This window comes from Mycobacterium sp. ML4, assembly GCF_054515735.1.
This window is the reverse complement of sequence record NZ_JBTNSY010000007.1, coordinates 68,785-83,204: the sequence shown is the minus strand read 5'-3', so window position 1 is coordinate 83,204 and position 14,420 is coordinate 68,785. Positions and strand designations below refer to the sequence as shown.

At 64.9% G+C, this 14,420-nt stretch carries 15 protein-coding genes, 1 tRNA gene and 5 pseudogenes; 9 read left to right on the top strand and 12 right to left on the bottom strand.

Translation table 11 applies throughout. The features are described 5' to 3' along the window. Positions 1 to 22: 22 nt before the first annotated feature. A pseudogene (locus ACX9NE_RS09535) lies at positions 23 to 196 on the top strand (heavy metal-binding domain-containing protein); the annotation flags it as partial. Between the two features lie 639 nt (positions 197 to 835). Here the strand turns inward: ACX9NE_RS09535 and ACX9NE_RS09530 are convergent. From ACX9NE_RS09530 to ACX9NE_RS09520, 3 genes and pseudogenes are all read right to left on the bottom strand, one after another. After that, on the bottom strand, positions 836 to 1,018 hold the full coding sequence (locus ACX9NE_RS09530) for a hypothetical protein (RefSeq protein ID WP_459361434.1): 183 nt from the start codon (positions 1,016 to 1,018) through the stop codon (positions 836 to 838). A gap of 820 nt (positions 1,019 to 1,838) precedes the next feature. Beyond that, positions 1,839 to 1,994, bottom strand: a pseudogene (locus ACX9NE_RS09525) (hypothetical protein); the annotation flags it as partial. Continuing rightward, positions 1,995 to 2,294, bottom strand: a complete 300-nt coding sequence (locus ACX9NE_RS09520; RefSeq protein WP_459361433.1) for a hypothetical protein — start codon at positions 2,292 to 2,294, stop codon at positions 1,995 to 1,997. A 183-nt stretch (positions 2,295 to 2,477) separates the two neighbouring features. Here ACX9NE_RS09520 and ACX9NE_RS09515 point away from each other — a divergent pair. From ACX9NE_RS09515 to ACX9NE_RS09495, 5 genes and pseudogenes are all read left to right on the top strand, one after another. Beyond that, positions 2,478 to 2,720 (top strand): annotated as a pseudogene (locus ACX9NE_RS09515) (YbjQ family protein); the annotation flags it as partial. A 52-nt stretch (positions 2,721 to 2,772) separates the two neighbouring features. Next, a complete protein-coding gene (locus tag ACX9NE_RS09510; protein WP_459361432.1) occupies positions 2,773 to 3,132 on the top strand; it encodes a hypothetical protein in 360 nt (119 codons plus the stop codon). 8 nt (positions 3,133 to 3,140) lie between these two features. Further along, positions 3,141 to 3,587: a TM2 domain-containing protein gene (locus ACX9NE_RS09505; protein ID WP_459361431.1), complete on the top strand. Its 447-nt coding sequence runs from the start codon at positions 3,141 to 3,143 to the stop codon at positions 3,585 to 3,587. A 106-nt stretch (positions 3,588 to 3,693) separates the two neighbouring features. After that, entirely contained in the window at positions 3,694 to 4,830 is a 1,137-nt protein-coding gene (locus tag ACX9NE_RS09500; protein ID WP_459361430.1) for a cellulase family glycosylhydrolase, read from the top strand. A gap of 492 nt (positions 4,831 to 5,322) precedes the next feature. Then, positions 5,323 to 5,757, top strand: a pseudogene (locus ACX9NE_RS09495) (PPE family protein); the annotation flags it as partial. Between the two features lie 26 nt (positions 5,758 to 5,783). On the opposite strand, the gene ACX9NE_RS09490 reads toward ACX9NE_RS09495, so the two are convergent. The 3 genes from ACX9NE_RS09490 to ACX9NE_RS09480 form a co-directional block, all read right to left on the bottom strand. After that, positions 5,784 to 6,053, bottom strand: a complete 270-nt coding sequence (locus ACX9NE_RS09490; protein WP_459377720.1) for a hypothetical protein — start codon at positions 6,051 to 6,053, stop codon at positions 5,784 to 5,786. Positions 6,054 to 6,530: 477 nt separating this feature from the next. Further along, complete coding sequence (locus ACX9NE_RS09485; protein ID WP_459361429.1) at positions 6,531 to 7,064, bottom strand: RES family NAD+ phosphorylase; 534 nt, start codon at positions 7,062 to 7,064, stop codon at positions 6,531 to 6,533. Between the two features lie 168 nt (positions 7,065 to 7,232). After that, positions 7,233 to 7,613 carry a hypothetical protein gene (locus ACX9NE_RS09480; RefSeq protein ID WP_459361609.1) on the bottom strand — a complete coding sequence of 127 codons (381 nt, stop codon included), beginning with the start codon at positions 7,611 to 7,613 and terminating at the stop codon, positions 7,233 to 7,235. A gap of 871 nt (positions 7,614 to 8,484) precedes the next feature. Here ACX9NE_RS09480 and ACX9NE_RS09475 point away from each other — a divergent pair. After that, a pseudogene (locus ACX9NE_RS09475) lies at positions 8,485 to 9,590 on the top strand (tyrosine-type recombinase/integrase); the annotation flags it as partial. Positions 9,591 to 9,668: 78 nt separating this feature from the next. Here the strand turns inward: ACX9NE_RS09475 and ACX9NE_RS09470 are convergent. From ACX9NE_RS09470 to ACX9NE_RS09460, 3 genes are all read right to left on the bottom strand, one after another. Then, positions 9,669 to 9,758: transfer RNA gene (locus tag ACX9NE_RS09470), tRNA-Ser, on the bottom strand. Between the two features lie 29 nt (positions 9,759 to 9,787). Continuing rightward, complete coding sequence (locus tag ACX9NE_RS09465) at positions 9,788 to 10,249, bottom strand: nucleoside deaminase (protein ID WP_459361428.1); 462 nt, start codon at positions 10,247 to 10,249, stop codon at positions 9,788 to 9,790. Positions 10,250 to 10,321: 72 nt separating this feature from the next. Further along, a complete protein-coding gene (locus ACX9NE_RS09460) occupies positions 10,322 to 10,843 on the bottom strand; it encodes a tRNA adenosine deaminase-associated protein (protein ID WP_459361427.1) in 522 nt (173 codons plus the stop codon). A 258-nt stretch (positions 10,844 to 11,101) separates the two neighbouring features. Here ACX9NE_RS09460 and ACX9NE_RS09455 point away from each other — a divergent pair, with 258 nt between their 5' ends. Then, on the top strand, positions 11,102 to 11,353 hold the full coding sequence (locus tag ACX9NE_RS09455; RefSeq protein ID WP_459361426.1) for a hypothetical protein: 252 nt from the start codon (positions 11,102 to 11,104) through the stop codon (positions 11,351 to 11,353). Between the two features lie 146 nt (positions 11,354 to 11,499). Next, the gene (locus ACX9NE_RS09450; protein WP_459361608.1) at positions 11,500 to 12,444 is read left to right on the top strand and encodes a prephenate dehydrogenase; all 945 of its coding nucleotides are present in this window, start codon (positions 11,500 to 11,502) and stop codon (positions 12,442 to 12,444) included. Here the strand turns inward: ACX9NE_RS09450 and ACX9NE_RS09445 are convergent. The 3 genes from ACX9NE_RS09445 to ACX9NE_RS09435 are packed head-to-tail and all read right to left on the bottom strand — an operon-like array spanning position 12,407 to position 14,410. Then, on the bottom strand, positions 12,407 to 13,006 hold the full coding sequence (locus ACX9NE_RS09445; RefSeq protein ID WP_459361425.1) for a putative glycolipid-binding domain-containing protein: 600 nt from the start codon (positions 13,004 to 13,006) through the stop codon (positions 12,407 to 12,409). The two genes, ACX9NE_RS09450 and ACX9NE_RS09445, sit on opposite strands and share 38 nt — an antisense overlap. Positions 13,007 to 13,010: 4 nt before the next feature. Further along, complete coding sequence (locus ACX9NE_RS09440) at positions 13,011 to 13,745, bottom strand: ABC transporter permease (RefSeq protein WP_459361424.1); 735 nt, start codon at positions 13,743 to 13,745, stop codon at positions 13,011 to 13,013. Beyond that, positions 13,742 to 14,410 (bottom strand): ABC transporter permease, encoded by a 669-nt coding sequence (locus ACX9NE_RS09435; protein WP_459361423.1) that lies wholly within the window; start codon positions 14,408 to 14,410, stop codon positions 13,742 to 13,744. The genes ACX9NE_RS09440 and ACX9NE_RS09435 overlap by 4 nt, the downstream gene beginning before the upstream one ends. Positions 14,411 to 14,420 lie beyond the last annotated feature (10 nt).

The following is a 14,420-nucleotide window of genomic DNA, read 5'->3' as shown; positions in this document are numbered from 1 at the left end:
GCTCGGCAGAAAGGCCTGTCCGGTGCTCGTCGTCACTACCAATGACGTCCCCGGTTGGGAGATCCAGCGCGTCTGCGGCGAAGTCTTAGGTGTCACCGTGCGGTCTCGAAATGCTCTCGCGCAGTTCGGCGCCGGGTTCAAGTCGATGTTCGGTGGCGAGCTGCAGGGTATGACACGACAGATCAGGGGAAGCCGGGCTCACAACCCAATAGGTGTTGACCGAAGTCACACCTTTACATAGGATGCCATTTTGTCCACGTTAGGTGAACTGATCTTGGTTGTCGCAAAGCGCGCGACACGCCGTGATCAGTTGACATACGCCACAGGGCAACCTTGCTAATCTTGTCACAACAAAATGCGGTTGCACGGCTATGCCCAAAATCGGGCAGACCTGTCGTCGGCAGCGAATTGTGTTCTGCGACAACATATTACAATTTCCACCTCAACGATGGCTTAAACGCCAGGCGGGGCTTGATCCTGTCTATGTCGATCCCTGGGATCTCTTCTGTGCGGGCCAGGCCTGCGCGGCCGGGTAGGAAAGTTTCGTTGTGACGCAACAAATCACCTCGCTACGCCACACGTGCGCTCAAGCGGCACCTCGCCGGATACCTCTGGCGACTCATGCTCGCCGACGAAATCCGCACCGCCCGAATGCCTTCGGAAGCGAAGGTAAATGCCTCGTGACAGATAGAGAGGCACCCCACCGGGAAGGTGTGGCGTGTCGAGGCTGGGGTGGTCCTTGCAGGTCAAAGGCTGCTCCCATCCGATGAGCTGGTTCAGCTTTGGGAGTCTCGGGCCTTCTTGCCAACCAACACTGCGAACCCGACGATCATCGCTATCGCCGGTTCATGTTGCGCTTGCCCGACCAGACCCGGTAGGCGATGTAGCCCATCACGACGGCGAGGCCTCCAGTACCGATCAGGCCCAGCGTCGTGCCGTGGGTGCACACATTCAGCACGAACAGGGCTAGGGACAGCGCAGACATCGCTAGGTAGAACGCTCGGCCGTAGGTCTTCACGTCAATCCAGACATTTGCCGGCGGCGTCCAGGCCGTCAGCGACTGCTACCGTACCGACAGCGATTTGACCGAGCGCGGCGGGGATGCCGACGCCGGTCGCACCCTCGGGGACTGCGGTCAAGATCCCAATCATGCCGACCGGGGGTTCCAGGAGCGCTTTCGTCGCGTCGTAGATGCTGCATCCGGGTTTGGCGGCCGCGGGGCTGCCCGGACCGGTCGCGGTGAGCGGCGCCGCCGGCGGTGGGGACGCGGGCATCGGCGGGCCCGGCGTAGGCGGCGCTGGGGGCGCCGTGAGGGCCTGCTCGTACGGCGGAAGGAACGCGGGCTGGGGCGGTGGCGGCGTTCCATCAGAGGTGTCCCACGGCGCAAATGGAGGTGGGTCGCCGCTGTTCTGTGTGAAGTCGACTAACTGGACCCCGTTGCGGTGGGTCGCCGGAGCTTGAGCAGGGTTGGAGATCGGGTTTTGCGCAAAGCTGACGTTGCTGAGACCAGCGGTGGTGGCGGAAAGTTTTCCTGCAACCTTGATCTCTGCCCCGTCGAGCTGTTCTGCGCGCACGCGGATATCCCCGGCGAAAGCTTGCGCCTGAGCCTGTCGAGCGGCCTGCTCTGCGGCCGTAGTGCCAGCACGGGTATCGGTGACCGATAAGTCTTCTTCGATAGTGAATCCCGCGGTCTGGGCGTCCTCAACGGCATAGAGCACTCGTCGTTGGGCAGCGCTGATGTCGCTGGCACCGTTGCGCGCCATCGCTGCTGCTTCGCGCAGCTGGTCGGCTTTTGCGCTAACGATCGGCAGGTCGGCGCTGGTCCGTTCCCGTAGCGCGTCGCCCCCGGCGCCGTTCCAGGCGATGCCATAGGACTGGTTACGCATCCGCAGGAAGACGTCTTCCCACTGATCGGCGGTTTTCGTCCAGTAGATGGCTGCCTCGATGAGGTGCTCGGTGCTCCATGCCTGGATTTGCGACAACGTGGCCGGCATCTATACCACCCTCACCTGCGCCACGGCGGCCATCTCGCCTGCGGCGCTGGCCTCTTGGTTGGCGTACCCTGCGGCTGCTGTGGCCACCGCGGCAGCCGCAGCCTGAGTTCGGGTGGCCAAGGCCGCCGCCGCGCCGCCAATTCCTGCGTCGATACCAATCACCGCCGCCGTGGTGGCTTGGAATGGATGGCCCGGTGCCGGCGGCGTCGTTCCGGTGGCGAGTTGAGCGCCGAGGCCCTGCCATTGGCTGGCCGTGACCCCCAGCTGACCAAGTACGACCTGCAATTCATCTGATCCCACCCGCGCGAGTCTAAATCGAGACCACTTGGAGGGCTACTTCGGCCGATCCGCCTATCCCGCGACTCAAACCGCCGAAGAAGACACCACTTACGAGAAATACCGCGGGCGAGAGCGGGCGGGTGTGGATGGTCCAGGTTGTGCCGTCCCACCAAGCGCCAGTAGTGCGGATCTTTGGGGTCCACGGGGATGACCAAGAACCTGGCCGAGAGCCGTAAAGAAGCGATGGCCCGGCTGATCAACGAGGCACGCGCCAAGGGCGGCAACGCCATCGTCGCAATGCGCTTCGACACGACCGAGCTCGGCGACGTCTGGACGGAGATCTGCGCCTACGGGACGGCGGTGCAGGCCGTGCCCGTTACCGACGGGGCCCGCTGCACCGCTTCGCAGCTGGGCTACGGCACCGGCGGGCCGCAGCCGCAGCAATAGCCGGAAGGCCCCTCGGCAGTGCTTGTCTGGGCCGGAGCGGTAGTTTCACCAGGTGATAGTCGGAGCCTTCCTGGCCGAAGCCGCTGTGGCGTCGGACAACAAACTCAACGTCACGGGTGGTGTGCTCTTCAGGTTCGCCGTCGAGGCGGATCGGCTGGCCCAGTTCCTGCTCGTCGTCCTGACCCAGTCAGAGACCGGCAGCATCGAGCGGCGCATCGACGTCGAGATCAGGCCGCCGACCGACGACGAGCCGCTGAACATCGAGTTCGAATTGCCCGAGGCGGCGACGACCGCCGAACTCGGGTTCGCCATTTTCCCGATCGAAGTCACGCTGCCCGTCGACGGCCGCTGGGTCCTGGTGGTGACCGGCGGTGCCGGCATGATCTCGCTCCCGCTGATCGTGAGTGGTTAGGAAAGGCGATGGGTACGCCGAATCCGCCGGAAAATCCCGACGAGCAGCCGTGGGCTCAGCCGCATGGCTACCAGCCGCCTCAGTATCCGCCGATCCCGCCCGGCCCACCGGTCCCGCCTGTCCCGCAGTACCCCGGGTATGGGGGCTACCCGATGGATCCGCAGGCGCCGTTCGGGCGTGATCCCGCTACCGGCATGCCGCTGTCGGACAAGTCCGCGACGACTGCCGGTCTGCTGCAGCTGTTCTTTGGCGCGTTCGGCGTCGGCCGCTTTTATCTCGAGTCCACCCAGATCGCGGTGATTCAGCTGTGCCTCGGTCTATCCGGTTTGATCTTCACCGTGTTCTGCATCATCGGTCTGCCGGTGCTGCTCGGCGTTGGTATCTGGGGTTTCATCGACGGGATCATGATCCTGACCGGAAGCGTCACCGACAGCTACGGCCGCAAGCTGCGCTAGCACGCCAATCCCGAAAGTGACGGCGGGATAACAATTTCCACTCTCAAATTGTCGCGGCCCGGTATGCCGCGAAGTGTGCGACGGGTGCAGTATTTACCGTCGCGTGGTGCATCGCCGAACCGCTTTGAAGCTCCCGCTGGTGCTGGCGGCCGCCACGGCACTGAGCCGGACGCCGCGCGCGTCCGCCGAGGCGGGCCGCTGGCCGGCCGACCGTGCGCACAACTGGTATCAGGCGCAGGGCTGGCTGGTGGGTGTCAACTACGTCACCTCGACGGCCATCAATCAATTGGAGATGTTCCAGGCCGGTACTTACGATCCGCGCCGCATCGACAACGAACTGGGGGTGGCCCGGTTTCACGGGTTCAACACGGTGCGGGTGTTTCTCCATGATCAGCTCTGGGCTGCCGACCGGCAGGGTTTCCAGACCCGGCTGGCGCAGTTCGTCGGAATCGCCGCTCGTCACGGCATCAAGCCGCTGTTCGTGCTGTTCGACTCCTGCTGGGACCCGTTCCCCCGGATCGGTCAGCAGCGCGCGCCCAGGCCAGGAGTGCACAACTCCGGGTGGGTGCAGGCGCCCGGCGCCGAACACATCGATGACCGCCGCTACATCGGCATCATGAACGAGTACGTCACCGGGGTGTTGAGCCAATTCCGCAACGACGATCGCGTGCTGGGCTGGGACTTGTGGAACGAGCCGGACAATCCCGCCCGCGAATACCGGAAAGTGGAACGGAAAGACAAACTCTCTCAGGTGGCGGCCTTGCTGCCTCAGGTGTTTCGCTGGGCGCGTGCGGTGGATCCGGTACAACCGCTGACAAGTGGTGTGTGGCAGGGCAATTGGGGTGATGCCGGGTCGCGCAGCGCCATCGCCGGCATCCAGCTGGACAACGCCGACGTGATCACATTTCACAGTTACGCCCCGCCGGGTGAGTTCGAGGGACGCATCGGGGAACTGGCGCCACTGGGGCGCCCGATCATCTGCACCGAATACCTGGCCCGATCACTGGGCAGCACGGTGGAGGGGATCCTGCCGATTGCCCGGCGACACAACGTCGGTGCGATCAACTGGGGACTGGTCGCGGGCAAAACTCAGACCTATTACCCGTGGACCTCGTGGAACCGCCCGGCGACGACGCCGCCCAAACAGTGGTTTGCCGACCTGTTGCAACCCGACGGGCGGCCGTTCGCGGACGGCGAGATGAAGACGATCCGTGCGCTGGCCACCGGGCGGGACCAGGACTGATCAGCCAGGAAGGTCCAGCGGTCGGAGCGGCAGAGGTGCCCAACGCCGAGGAAGGACACCCCCGGTGGTTACGTGGCCAACGCGCCCGGGGCCACGATCAAGGGAACCCCGGCATGTTCGTAACGTCGCGCAGCCAGTGGAAACGAGCGAACGCGGTCGCCGACGGGGCATCCACGGCGGTCACGTCTGCGACCGAGGGACCATCACGCTAGGGCACAACATCATTTGCCGACTGTCGCAGAAAGACTACGCATCTCATTGCGACCGGTTGTTACACACGTGTGTACATGACGCCGATCGGAAGATATGCTTTCAGCCATTGATGCGCCGGATGATCGGCGAGCCTCTTCGTTTCTCAAGGGACGAGCGTCATGGTCGAGTCGAAAGCCGCCCGATGGTTCGCCGTCCATGCATGGGTATCGGCGGGGGGCCGAACCTACCAGTCGATAGTAGCTACTCAATCCGAAGTTCGCCGCGGCGAAAGGACGGCCAATGACGTATCCCATGTTGCCTCCGGAGATCAATTCGGCGCTCTTGCACACCGGTGCCGGATCCGCGCCGATGTTGGCCGCGGCGACGGCGTGGAGCGGGTTGGCCGACGAATTGCGATCGGCAGCAACCTCATTCGCCACTATTACCTCCAACCTGGCTAGTGAGGCGTGGCAGGGCGCAGCTGCGGCAAAGATGACCGAGGCGGCCGCGCCGTACGCCGCTTTCCTCGCTGCGGCGGCCACTCATTCCGAGGGAGCAGCCAGTGGAGCTGCAGCGGTCGCGGCGGCGTTCGAGTCCGCTCAAGCTGCGACTGTGCAACCGGCTCTGGTCGCGGTGAACCGGGCTGTCACCGCTACGTTGGCCAGGTTCAACTTCTTCGGTTTCAACATCCCGGCGATTGCGGCCATGGAGGCCGCGTATGAACAGATGTGGGCTCAGGACGTGGCGGCGATGTTCGCTTATCACGTCGGCGTTTCGCAGGCCTGGTCGCAACTGTGCCCCATTGCGCAATTGCTGCGCGGTTTGCCGGGAATGCCTAAGTCACCACCGGCAACGCCGGCACCCGTGACGCCACCGCCAACCACGACGCCACCACCGTCGCCGACCCCCCCACCGAGACCCACGCCCACCCCGACACCCACACCCACACCCAGACCAACCCCGAACCCGAGACCGACACCCACCCCGACACCCACACCTAGACCAACCCCAAACCCCAGACCGACACCCACGCCCGCACCCACCCCGAATCCCAGACCGATCCCGCGGCAGCCCTGGATTCCCGGCTTAGAGCCGTCGCAACCGGGGTCAAATCCCCGGTGGAGTGTAGGGCCGGGAGTCAGGTTCTAGACCTGTAGATGTGGGATCGAGTTCAGTTGTTCGCGTCGCAACTGGGTGGATCGGCATCCGGCGGCCGCGGTGTTATTCGCATTGCCAGCCGGATTCACGTTGGTGAGTGTGATCCTCGCCTACCCGTGGTTCTTCGTGCCGCTACTAATCGTCGCTGCGGTGTGGTGGGTGGATCGCAGGAACCGGCACCGCACCGCGGTCGCCGCCCGTGCGGACTACGAACATTGCGAACTCACCGCCCGAGCGACCTTCAGCCACCCACCGATACGGCTCAAACCGTCGATGCGACCGCTGCGGCCACGCGGTGCCGATCACTGGTCGACCCACCCAACCACTTCGTATAACGATGAGCTGACTAGTCAGAAGATGCGCAAGCCCCACATGTCGGCGATCGCCTTCAGATCGGGATCGTTGATCTCAATCGCGCGCCGGCTCACTTCGACGATCGGTGTTTCTTGGAAGACAGCCCAGCATTCCTCGTCTGGAAGCACGCGTGACATATACCTTATGCCGGAATACTTTGGGCCGTCGGCGTCTTCGGCCCAGTATGCCCAGCTCGACGCTGCCCGCGTGATCAAGCGGTTCGCGCCCCGCACATTGCCTACATCGAGCGTTTCGACGCCCAAATCGGCCAGTTCGCCAGCCATTCTAGCGTTGAGGTATTCGTGCGTAACTGGATGATCAATATCGAGGAAGGGCAGCGCGTCCGCAATGCTCGCGGCGACGATGGTGCGCTGAGCGCGCCAATCCTGCGGAACGCCACCACAAGTCACGAACCCCGCGTCCTCCTGGTCTAGAAGCTCACGCATCTTGGGGGTTGGCCTGAACCTAGCGACAGTTTCTGCGAAGCATCCCTTAACGTTAGTGCCACAGTAGATAACCCCGCCCGCCAACAACGTCGAACCTGTTGCCGGCCCGAGTCGCCAATGCGTCTTCAGCAGCTATCCTGCTCGGCCTGAGTGGGTCACCCGACCGGCCAACTCGATAGACCGGCCTTGATGGGGCAACCACCAAGGCCGGTCCTCGCAGATGCGTCTCCGCCACCGTTACCGATTACCTGCCTATCCCCCCGCGATGAATGCCCTTGCGGCGGCCATCGTCCCGCGGAAGTCGCCCGCAGCAATGGACTCTGCAGGTGACTCATCGTCGAGCTGTGGGTTCATTCCCATGAACCACGCCCGCACGGTGTGGTTGGCCTCGACATCGTGAATTAGGTTGAATATCTGGTAGGCGGCTCGAAGGCGCTTCTCTGCATCCTCCCGGGGATGGTCTCCCTTGATGTATCTGCCGACGGTGCGCTTGTCCACGTTGGCGATGAACGCGGTGAGTGTTGGTCCAAGGTTGTCAGACAGGAACTGGGCGATCTCGGCAGTACCGGTTTTGACCGCGGCGGTGTGAGCCGCTTGCGTCTTCGACCGAGTGACCACCTTTGCCTTCGCCATCTTCTTCACCCTTTCTACACTAAATTATCCACAGACATGTCCCCAGCTTGTCTGTGATATATGGTGTCAATTGTCCCCTCGATGTGCAGCATGCCAGCTACCGCTGACACTGGCCACCGCCTACTCCAAAGGCAATTTCGCCTGATCAGCCTGCTGTCGGCGAAGATTGCCCGGCAGCACTACTAACCCTCCCCAGTCCGGGATAGTTGCGCCACGCCGCAAACAGGGGCTTGCGCGGGGCCGCGCAGCACCGATGATGCATCGAGTTATTCTCATGTGACGCAGGTCACAAATTCGGTTTTGCTCAGCCGTCCGCACACGGCGTGTCGCCGGGTGATGTCGTCGTCCCCGTTGCCGGACCCCATGGCATCCACCCCCGCCCGGGTAAGTGCGGACGCCGTGGGGTTCTGTGGCTCGGGTTGAGCCTGAGTCTGGGGATCTGGCGGCACGTGATTTCACACGACAGAGTTGCCATTGAACAGCGGACCGATGAATCTGGGTAAACCGGTTGAGTGGCAACGGATTTACTGCTGCGGCCGTTGGTCTCGGTAGAACTGTAGTCGGCATGCCTCCGAGCACCACTTGCGCCGACCGTATACCGGCGTGCCGAAACGCGGGCACGAGCCCGGCCGCGACTTAACCCGTACGGAACCCGTAGGCGCCTCATTTGATGAGTGCTGCCGCCCGCCAGAGCCCACATCCGAATCATGTTGCGCTGCAGCAGCTTCGGTAGCACCGTTTCTTCGGGAAGCGTACAGACCACTTTTCGCCGAACCTCTCACCGTCGTGGAGTTAGGCATTGGACCCAACGTCACGACAACCATCCGGACGCCCGGTCAAGTAGTTGTTGAGTCGTCCGAGTTGAGTCCCGATGGCAACGATAAGTAAGCACGAGACGACCTCTAGCGTAACGCTTTATCGGGTCCGCTATCGGACGCCGGATCATCGCCAGACTGACAAGCGCGGCTTTCGAACCAAGAAGGCGGCCGAGGCGATCGCCAACACGGTCGAGGTGAAGAAGCCTACGGGTGAGTTCATTCCGGAGACTGCTGGTCGGATCACGGTTGCCGAGCTGGCGCAGGACTGGTTGACGCGCAAGGAACAGGCCACCGCGGTGTCGAACTACCGCATGATCGAGTCGGCGTGGCGTGTGCACGTCAAACCGAAGTGGGGCCGTTGGCAGGTGGCCAAGGTCACCGTGCCCGACATCGAGTCGTGGGTGGCGCAGATGGTCCGTGACGGCAGTGGCGCTACCACAGTCCTGCGTGCACACGGGGTCCTGTCGGGGATCTTGGCTGATGCGGTGAAGGCCAAGCGGTTGGCGGTCAACCCGGCTCGAGGTATCGACGGTCTGCCACGCAAAACCACCCGCCGGCACATCTACCTGTCGGCCGTTGACGTGCACCGGCTCGCTGCCGAGGCGGGGGAGCACCAGCCGCTGGGTACACCTTGGCGTTCTGCGGGCTGCGGTGGGGTGAGGCGATCGCACTGCGCGTACGCGATGTCGAGTTCCTGAAACGGCGTCTGGTCGTTTCAGATAACGCCGTACAGCTTGGCGTCGACCACGCCGTGGGCCAGACCAAGGGACGCCGGGTGCGCTCGGTGCCGGTACCGTCGTTCGTCCTCGACCAGCTATCGCCGCTGTGCAAGGACAAGGAGCCCGGTGCGCTGGTATTCGGGGGCCCGGACGGGAAGTACCTGCCGCGGCCGTAGTCGACGCGCGGGTGGTTCGCCGGCGCGGTGAAACGGTCGAACGTCCAGGCGATCACTCCGCACGACTTGCGGCATACCGCGGCGAGCCTGGCCGTCTCGGCCGGGGTCAACGTTCTGGCGCTGCAACGGATGCTCGGACACAGGTCCGCGAAGGTCACTCTGGACACCTACGCGGACCTGTTCGATACCGATCTCGATGCAGTTGCGGTCACTCTCCACAAGTCCTATTCACTCGAAAATGTGGGCTCGAGAATGTGGGCAAAGCGTGGGCACAGAGTGCGCACGCCGCTGGCCAGCAAAGAGAAAAATAGCCCCTTACCTTGGGCGCAGGGTCCAGGGCTTTGGCGGTGGCGGAGGGATTTGAACCCTCGGACGGTTTTAGCCGTCACACGCTTTCGAGGCGTGCTCCTTAGGCCGCTCGGACACGCCACCGCCGAGCAGCTTACCCAACCGACCGCCCCTCACCCCAATCGCTGCCGGGCGAAGAACTCCTCGAGCGGCGCGGCGCACTCGGCGGCCAGGACGCCGCCGCGGACTTCGGGGCGATGGTTGAGCCGGCGGTCGCGCACCACGTCCCACAGTGAGCCGACCGCTCCGGTTTTGGGTTCCCAGGCCCCGAACACCAAACGGGCCACCCGGGCCAGCACCAATGCCCCGGCGCACATGGTGCACGGCTCGACGGTGACCGCGATCGTCGCGCCTTCCAGCCGCCACCCGTCGCCCAGCCTCACGGCAGCTGCCCGCAACGCCAGGATCTCCGCATGTGCAGTCGGATCGCCGAACGCTTCCCGGGCATTGACCGCCCGAGTCAACTCGATGCCGTCGGGGCCGACGACGACGGCACCGATCGGCACATCACGCGGTCCGGCGGTGCCGGCGACCGCGAGCGCCGCGCGGATCAGCTCCTCGTCAGAGTCGGTCACCGACCCCGCCTGATGGGCGGCGACCCGCTGCGGCCGGCCCCGTGCGTGCGATCGCCACGGCTGCGCTCGCGGTCACCGACCGAGGCGGTCGATCACCGCCGCCAACTGCTCGGCGAATCCCATCTCGCGAGCGATGCGGCCGAGTTGTTCATCGGCGTACAGATCGCTCTCGTCGAGGATGACGCCCAGCACCGCCTCCGGCAACCCGATATCGGACAACAATCCCAGATCGCCTTCCTCGAACGGATCGGCGTCCTCGAGGTCTTCGGGATCGATCTCGGCATCCAGGCTGTCCAGCACCTCGGCCGCGATATCGTAATCCAGCGCGGCGGTGGCATCCGAGAGGAACAGCCGCGTCCCCGAAGGCGCCGGACGCACGATGACGAAGAATTCGTCGTCGACGTCCAACAGGCCGAAGACCGCGCCCGCGCTGCGCAACTCCCGCAGTTCGGTCTCGGCGGCCGACAAACTGGTCAACGCCTTGGGGCCCAGCGGCGCGCAGCGCCATTTGCCCTCTTCGCGCACGACCGCCACGCCGAAGCCGTCGGGCGTGTCCGTGGACGGGCCTGCTGCTGAAGCCCGTTGTGCTCCCATGGCCGCCTACGCTAGTCCCTGACCAGGCCGGTGGCCAGATGAAGCCACACCGAGCGACCAGTTACAGCGCCGCACGTGGAGAAAGAACGGGGGCAACAGTCCCGGCCGGCGCCGATCAGTGTGGGTAGGCGGTTTGGGTGTTGGCGTCCTGGCACATCTCGGAGACGATCAGCCAGGAGCCACTGGGCTGGCGGTGGAGGACTCGCAGGGAGTAGTTGTCGCGGTCCATCGTGCCGCCGCCGACGAGACCCTGCCCCTTTGACCACCCTTGAAGCTGGTTTGGGGGGCGCCGGCGAGTTCACCGCGGTTGAAGTTTGCGTCCTAGAAGAGGCCGCGCAGGTACTCCACGATTCTCGCGGCGCCCATGTTGACCGTGCCGAAGGCGTTCACCCAGTCCGCATCCGCAGAGTAGAGGTCGTTGAGTGGCTCGGCGTCTCGGTCGTCGAACGCCTTGCGAAGGGTGAGCAGTGTCTTGCCGATCGCTTGTTAGTCGGCCTGCGGCAGAGCTGAGAACTCAGTCATCCGGCGATGATAAGAAACGGGACGCCCGGGTGGGCGACTCGTGGGCCGGATGGTCGAGTTGGCGCTCGGTTCCGGGTCCGGGCGACCCGTTGCCGCACGACCTGTGTCAACCTTGGACCGTGGGGAAGACACCGGTGTGTGTGCTCGGGCTGGGTCTGATCGGTGGTTCGATCATGCGGGCCGCCGTCGGGGCGGGCCGCGAAGTCTTCGGCTACAACCGCTCGGTTGAAGGCGCCCACGGCGCCCGGTCCGACGGCTTCGACGCCTCCACCGACCTCAGCGAGACACTGGCCCGCGCGGCCACGAGCAACGCACTGATCGTGCTGGCCGTGCCGATGCCGGCTTTACCCAGCATGCTGGCTTACGTCTGCGAATCGGCTCCCGACTGTCCGCTGACCGACGTCACCAGCGTCAAGAAGGCAGTGCTCGACGAGGTCGTCGCGGCCGGGATGTTGTCGCGCTTCGTCGGTGGCCATCCGATGACCGGCACCGCGCATTCGGGGTGGACAGCCGGCCACGGCGGATTGTTCAACCGGGCACCCTGGGTGGTCAGCGTCGACGACCACGTCGACCCGCACGTCTGGTCGATGGTGGTCGAGCTGGCCCTGGACTGTGGAGCGGTGGTGGTGCCCGCCAAGTCCGACGAGCACGACGCCGCCGCCGCGGCCATCTCGCACCTGCCGCACCTGCTCGCCGAGGCGCTGGCCATCACCGCCGCCGAGGTGCCGCTGGCGTTCGCGCTGGCCGCGGGTTCTTTCCGGGACGCCACGCGGGTTGCGGGCACGGCACCCGATCTGGTGCGGGCGATGTGCGAGGCCAACACCGGCCAGCTGACCCCGGCCACCGACCGGATCATCGAACTGCTGGTCCGGGCCCGCGATTCGCTTGCACGCAACGGCTCGGTGGCCGATCTGGTCGACGAGGGCCACGCCGCACGCACCCGCTACGAAAGCTTCCCGCGCTCGGACATCGTCACCGTGATCGTAGGGGCGGACGGGTGGCGCCAGCAGCTGGCCGCGGCCGGACGGGCCGGCGGTGTCATCAGATCCGCTCTGCCAGTCCTGGATAGTCGACGATGAATCCGTCGACGTCCACGGTCACCGTCGTGTCGGCCACCGGTGACCGGAGCTTGATCGCGTCCAGCCGGCCCTCGCTGGTGTAGCTCACCGTGGCCGCGTCGACCGTCATCGCCGGCACATTGACATAGACCATCGGCAGCACGACGGACTCGGCGCGCTCATGGATGCCCAGCCTCCGAATCGGCAGCGCGTTGAAGAACGGGCTGAACACCAGGTCGACGTCCAGGGCACCGTTGTATGCCGAGCGCCGCTCACCCTGGTGGTCGGTGATCAACCACATGTTCTCTTCGTCACGGGCGATCGCGAGCTGACGTTCCCGCTCGGCCAACGTGACGGTCAACCCGAACCTCTTGGTGGCCCCGGTCTCGTCGGTCTGCAGCTCGTAGAAAGCACCGAACGCCGGGTTGGTTGCACTGGCCGCGGCCACGATGCGGCCATTTGCTCTGATTCTCTTGCCGGACAACTGGATGCGTACAGATTCCATGCGCGAGATGTCCTGTGCGCGCCAGGTCAGCATCTGCGGCCAGGGGCTCGGAGTCGGATCAGAGGAAGCTGCGGTCACGTCTCTACCGTAAAACGTGTTGGTCAACCGCGGCGGGTTTGTCGCCAACTACCCCGCCACACCGACGAATGCGCCTGCTCAGTCGCCCGCTGCCCGGTGCCGAAACCCACACTGCCGAGGCCATCAGCCCGTCCAGAACCAGCGCCAGCACCGCCACCATCAGCGCACCGACCAACGCGATGTGGAATCGGCGCTCCTTGATCCCGTCGATCAGATAACGGCCGAGTCCGCCCAGGCTGGCGTAGGCGGCCACCGTCGCGGTCGCCACCACCTGCAGCGTCGCGTTACGCACACCGCCCAGGATGAGGGGCAGCGCGTTAGGCACCTCCACCCGCAGCAGCACCTGATGCTCGGCCATGCCCACGGCACGCGCCGCGTCGACCACCAATGGGTCCACGTTGGCGATTCCCGCGTACGTGCCGGCCAGCACAGCCGGGATGCCGAGCAGCATCAGCGCCACGATCGGCGGCCCGAGCCCCAGCCCATACACCAGCACGCCCAGCAAAAGCACACCCAGCGTCGGCAGGGCGCGCAGCCCGTTGACCGTGCCCACCACCAGCAATTGACCGCGGCCGGTGTGCCCGATGATCAGTCCCACCGGGACGGCGATGACGGCTGAGGCCACCACGGCCAGCGCGGTGTATCCGAGGTGCTCACACGCGCGAGCCGCCAGCCCGTCGGGGCCGGTCCAGTTGTCCGCGGTGGTTAGGAAGGACAGTGCCTGCGCGATGAAGTTCATCGGGCACCGCCCACGATCGGGGACCGGATCCGGCGGCCGTGCTCCCATGGGGTGGCCAGTCGGCCGGCCACGCTGATCAGGGTGTCGATAACGATCGCCAGTGTGAACATCGCGATGATGCCCGCGATGATCTGCTCGCTCTTGTTCATTTGGAATCCGGCGGTAAACCAGCTGCCCAGGCCGCCGATCCCGATCACCGAACCGACCGACACCATCGCGATGTTGGTCACCACTACCACCCGCAGACCGGCGACCAGCACCGGGAGAGACAGGGGCAGGTCGACCTTCAGCATCCGGGCCAGCGGCCCGTAGCCGAGGGCGGTGGCCGCCTCACGCAGTTGCGCCGGAACCGCATCCAGAGCTTCCAGAACCGCCCGGACCATCAACGCGGTGGTGTAGGCGCTCAGCGCAACGATCACGTTGGTCTCGTCGAGAATGCGGGTCCCGATGATCAGCGGCAGCACCACGAAAAGCGCCAACGACGGAATCGTGAAGATCACGCTCGCGGTCACCGTCGTCAACCGACGGGCCAGCGGGGCTCTGTGCACCAGCAGACCGAGCGGCACCGCGATCGCCAGGCCGATCGCCACCGGAACCAGGGACAACCTCACATGGATGACGGTCAGTGCCCACGCGGTGCCCAGATGCGCCAACAGATAGTGCATTACGCCCGCC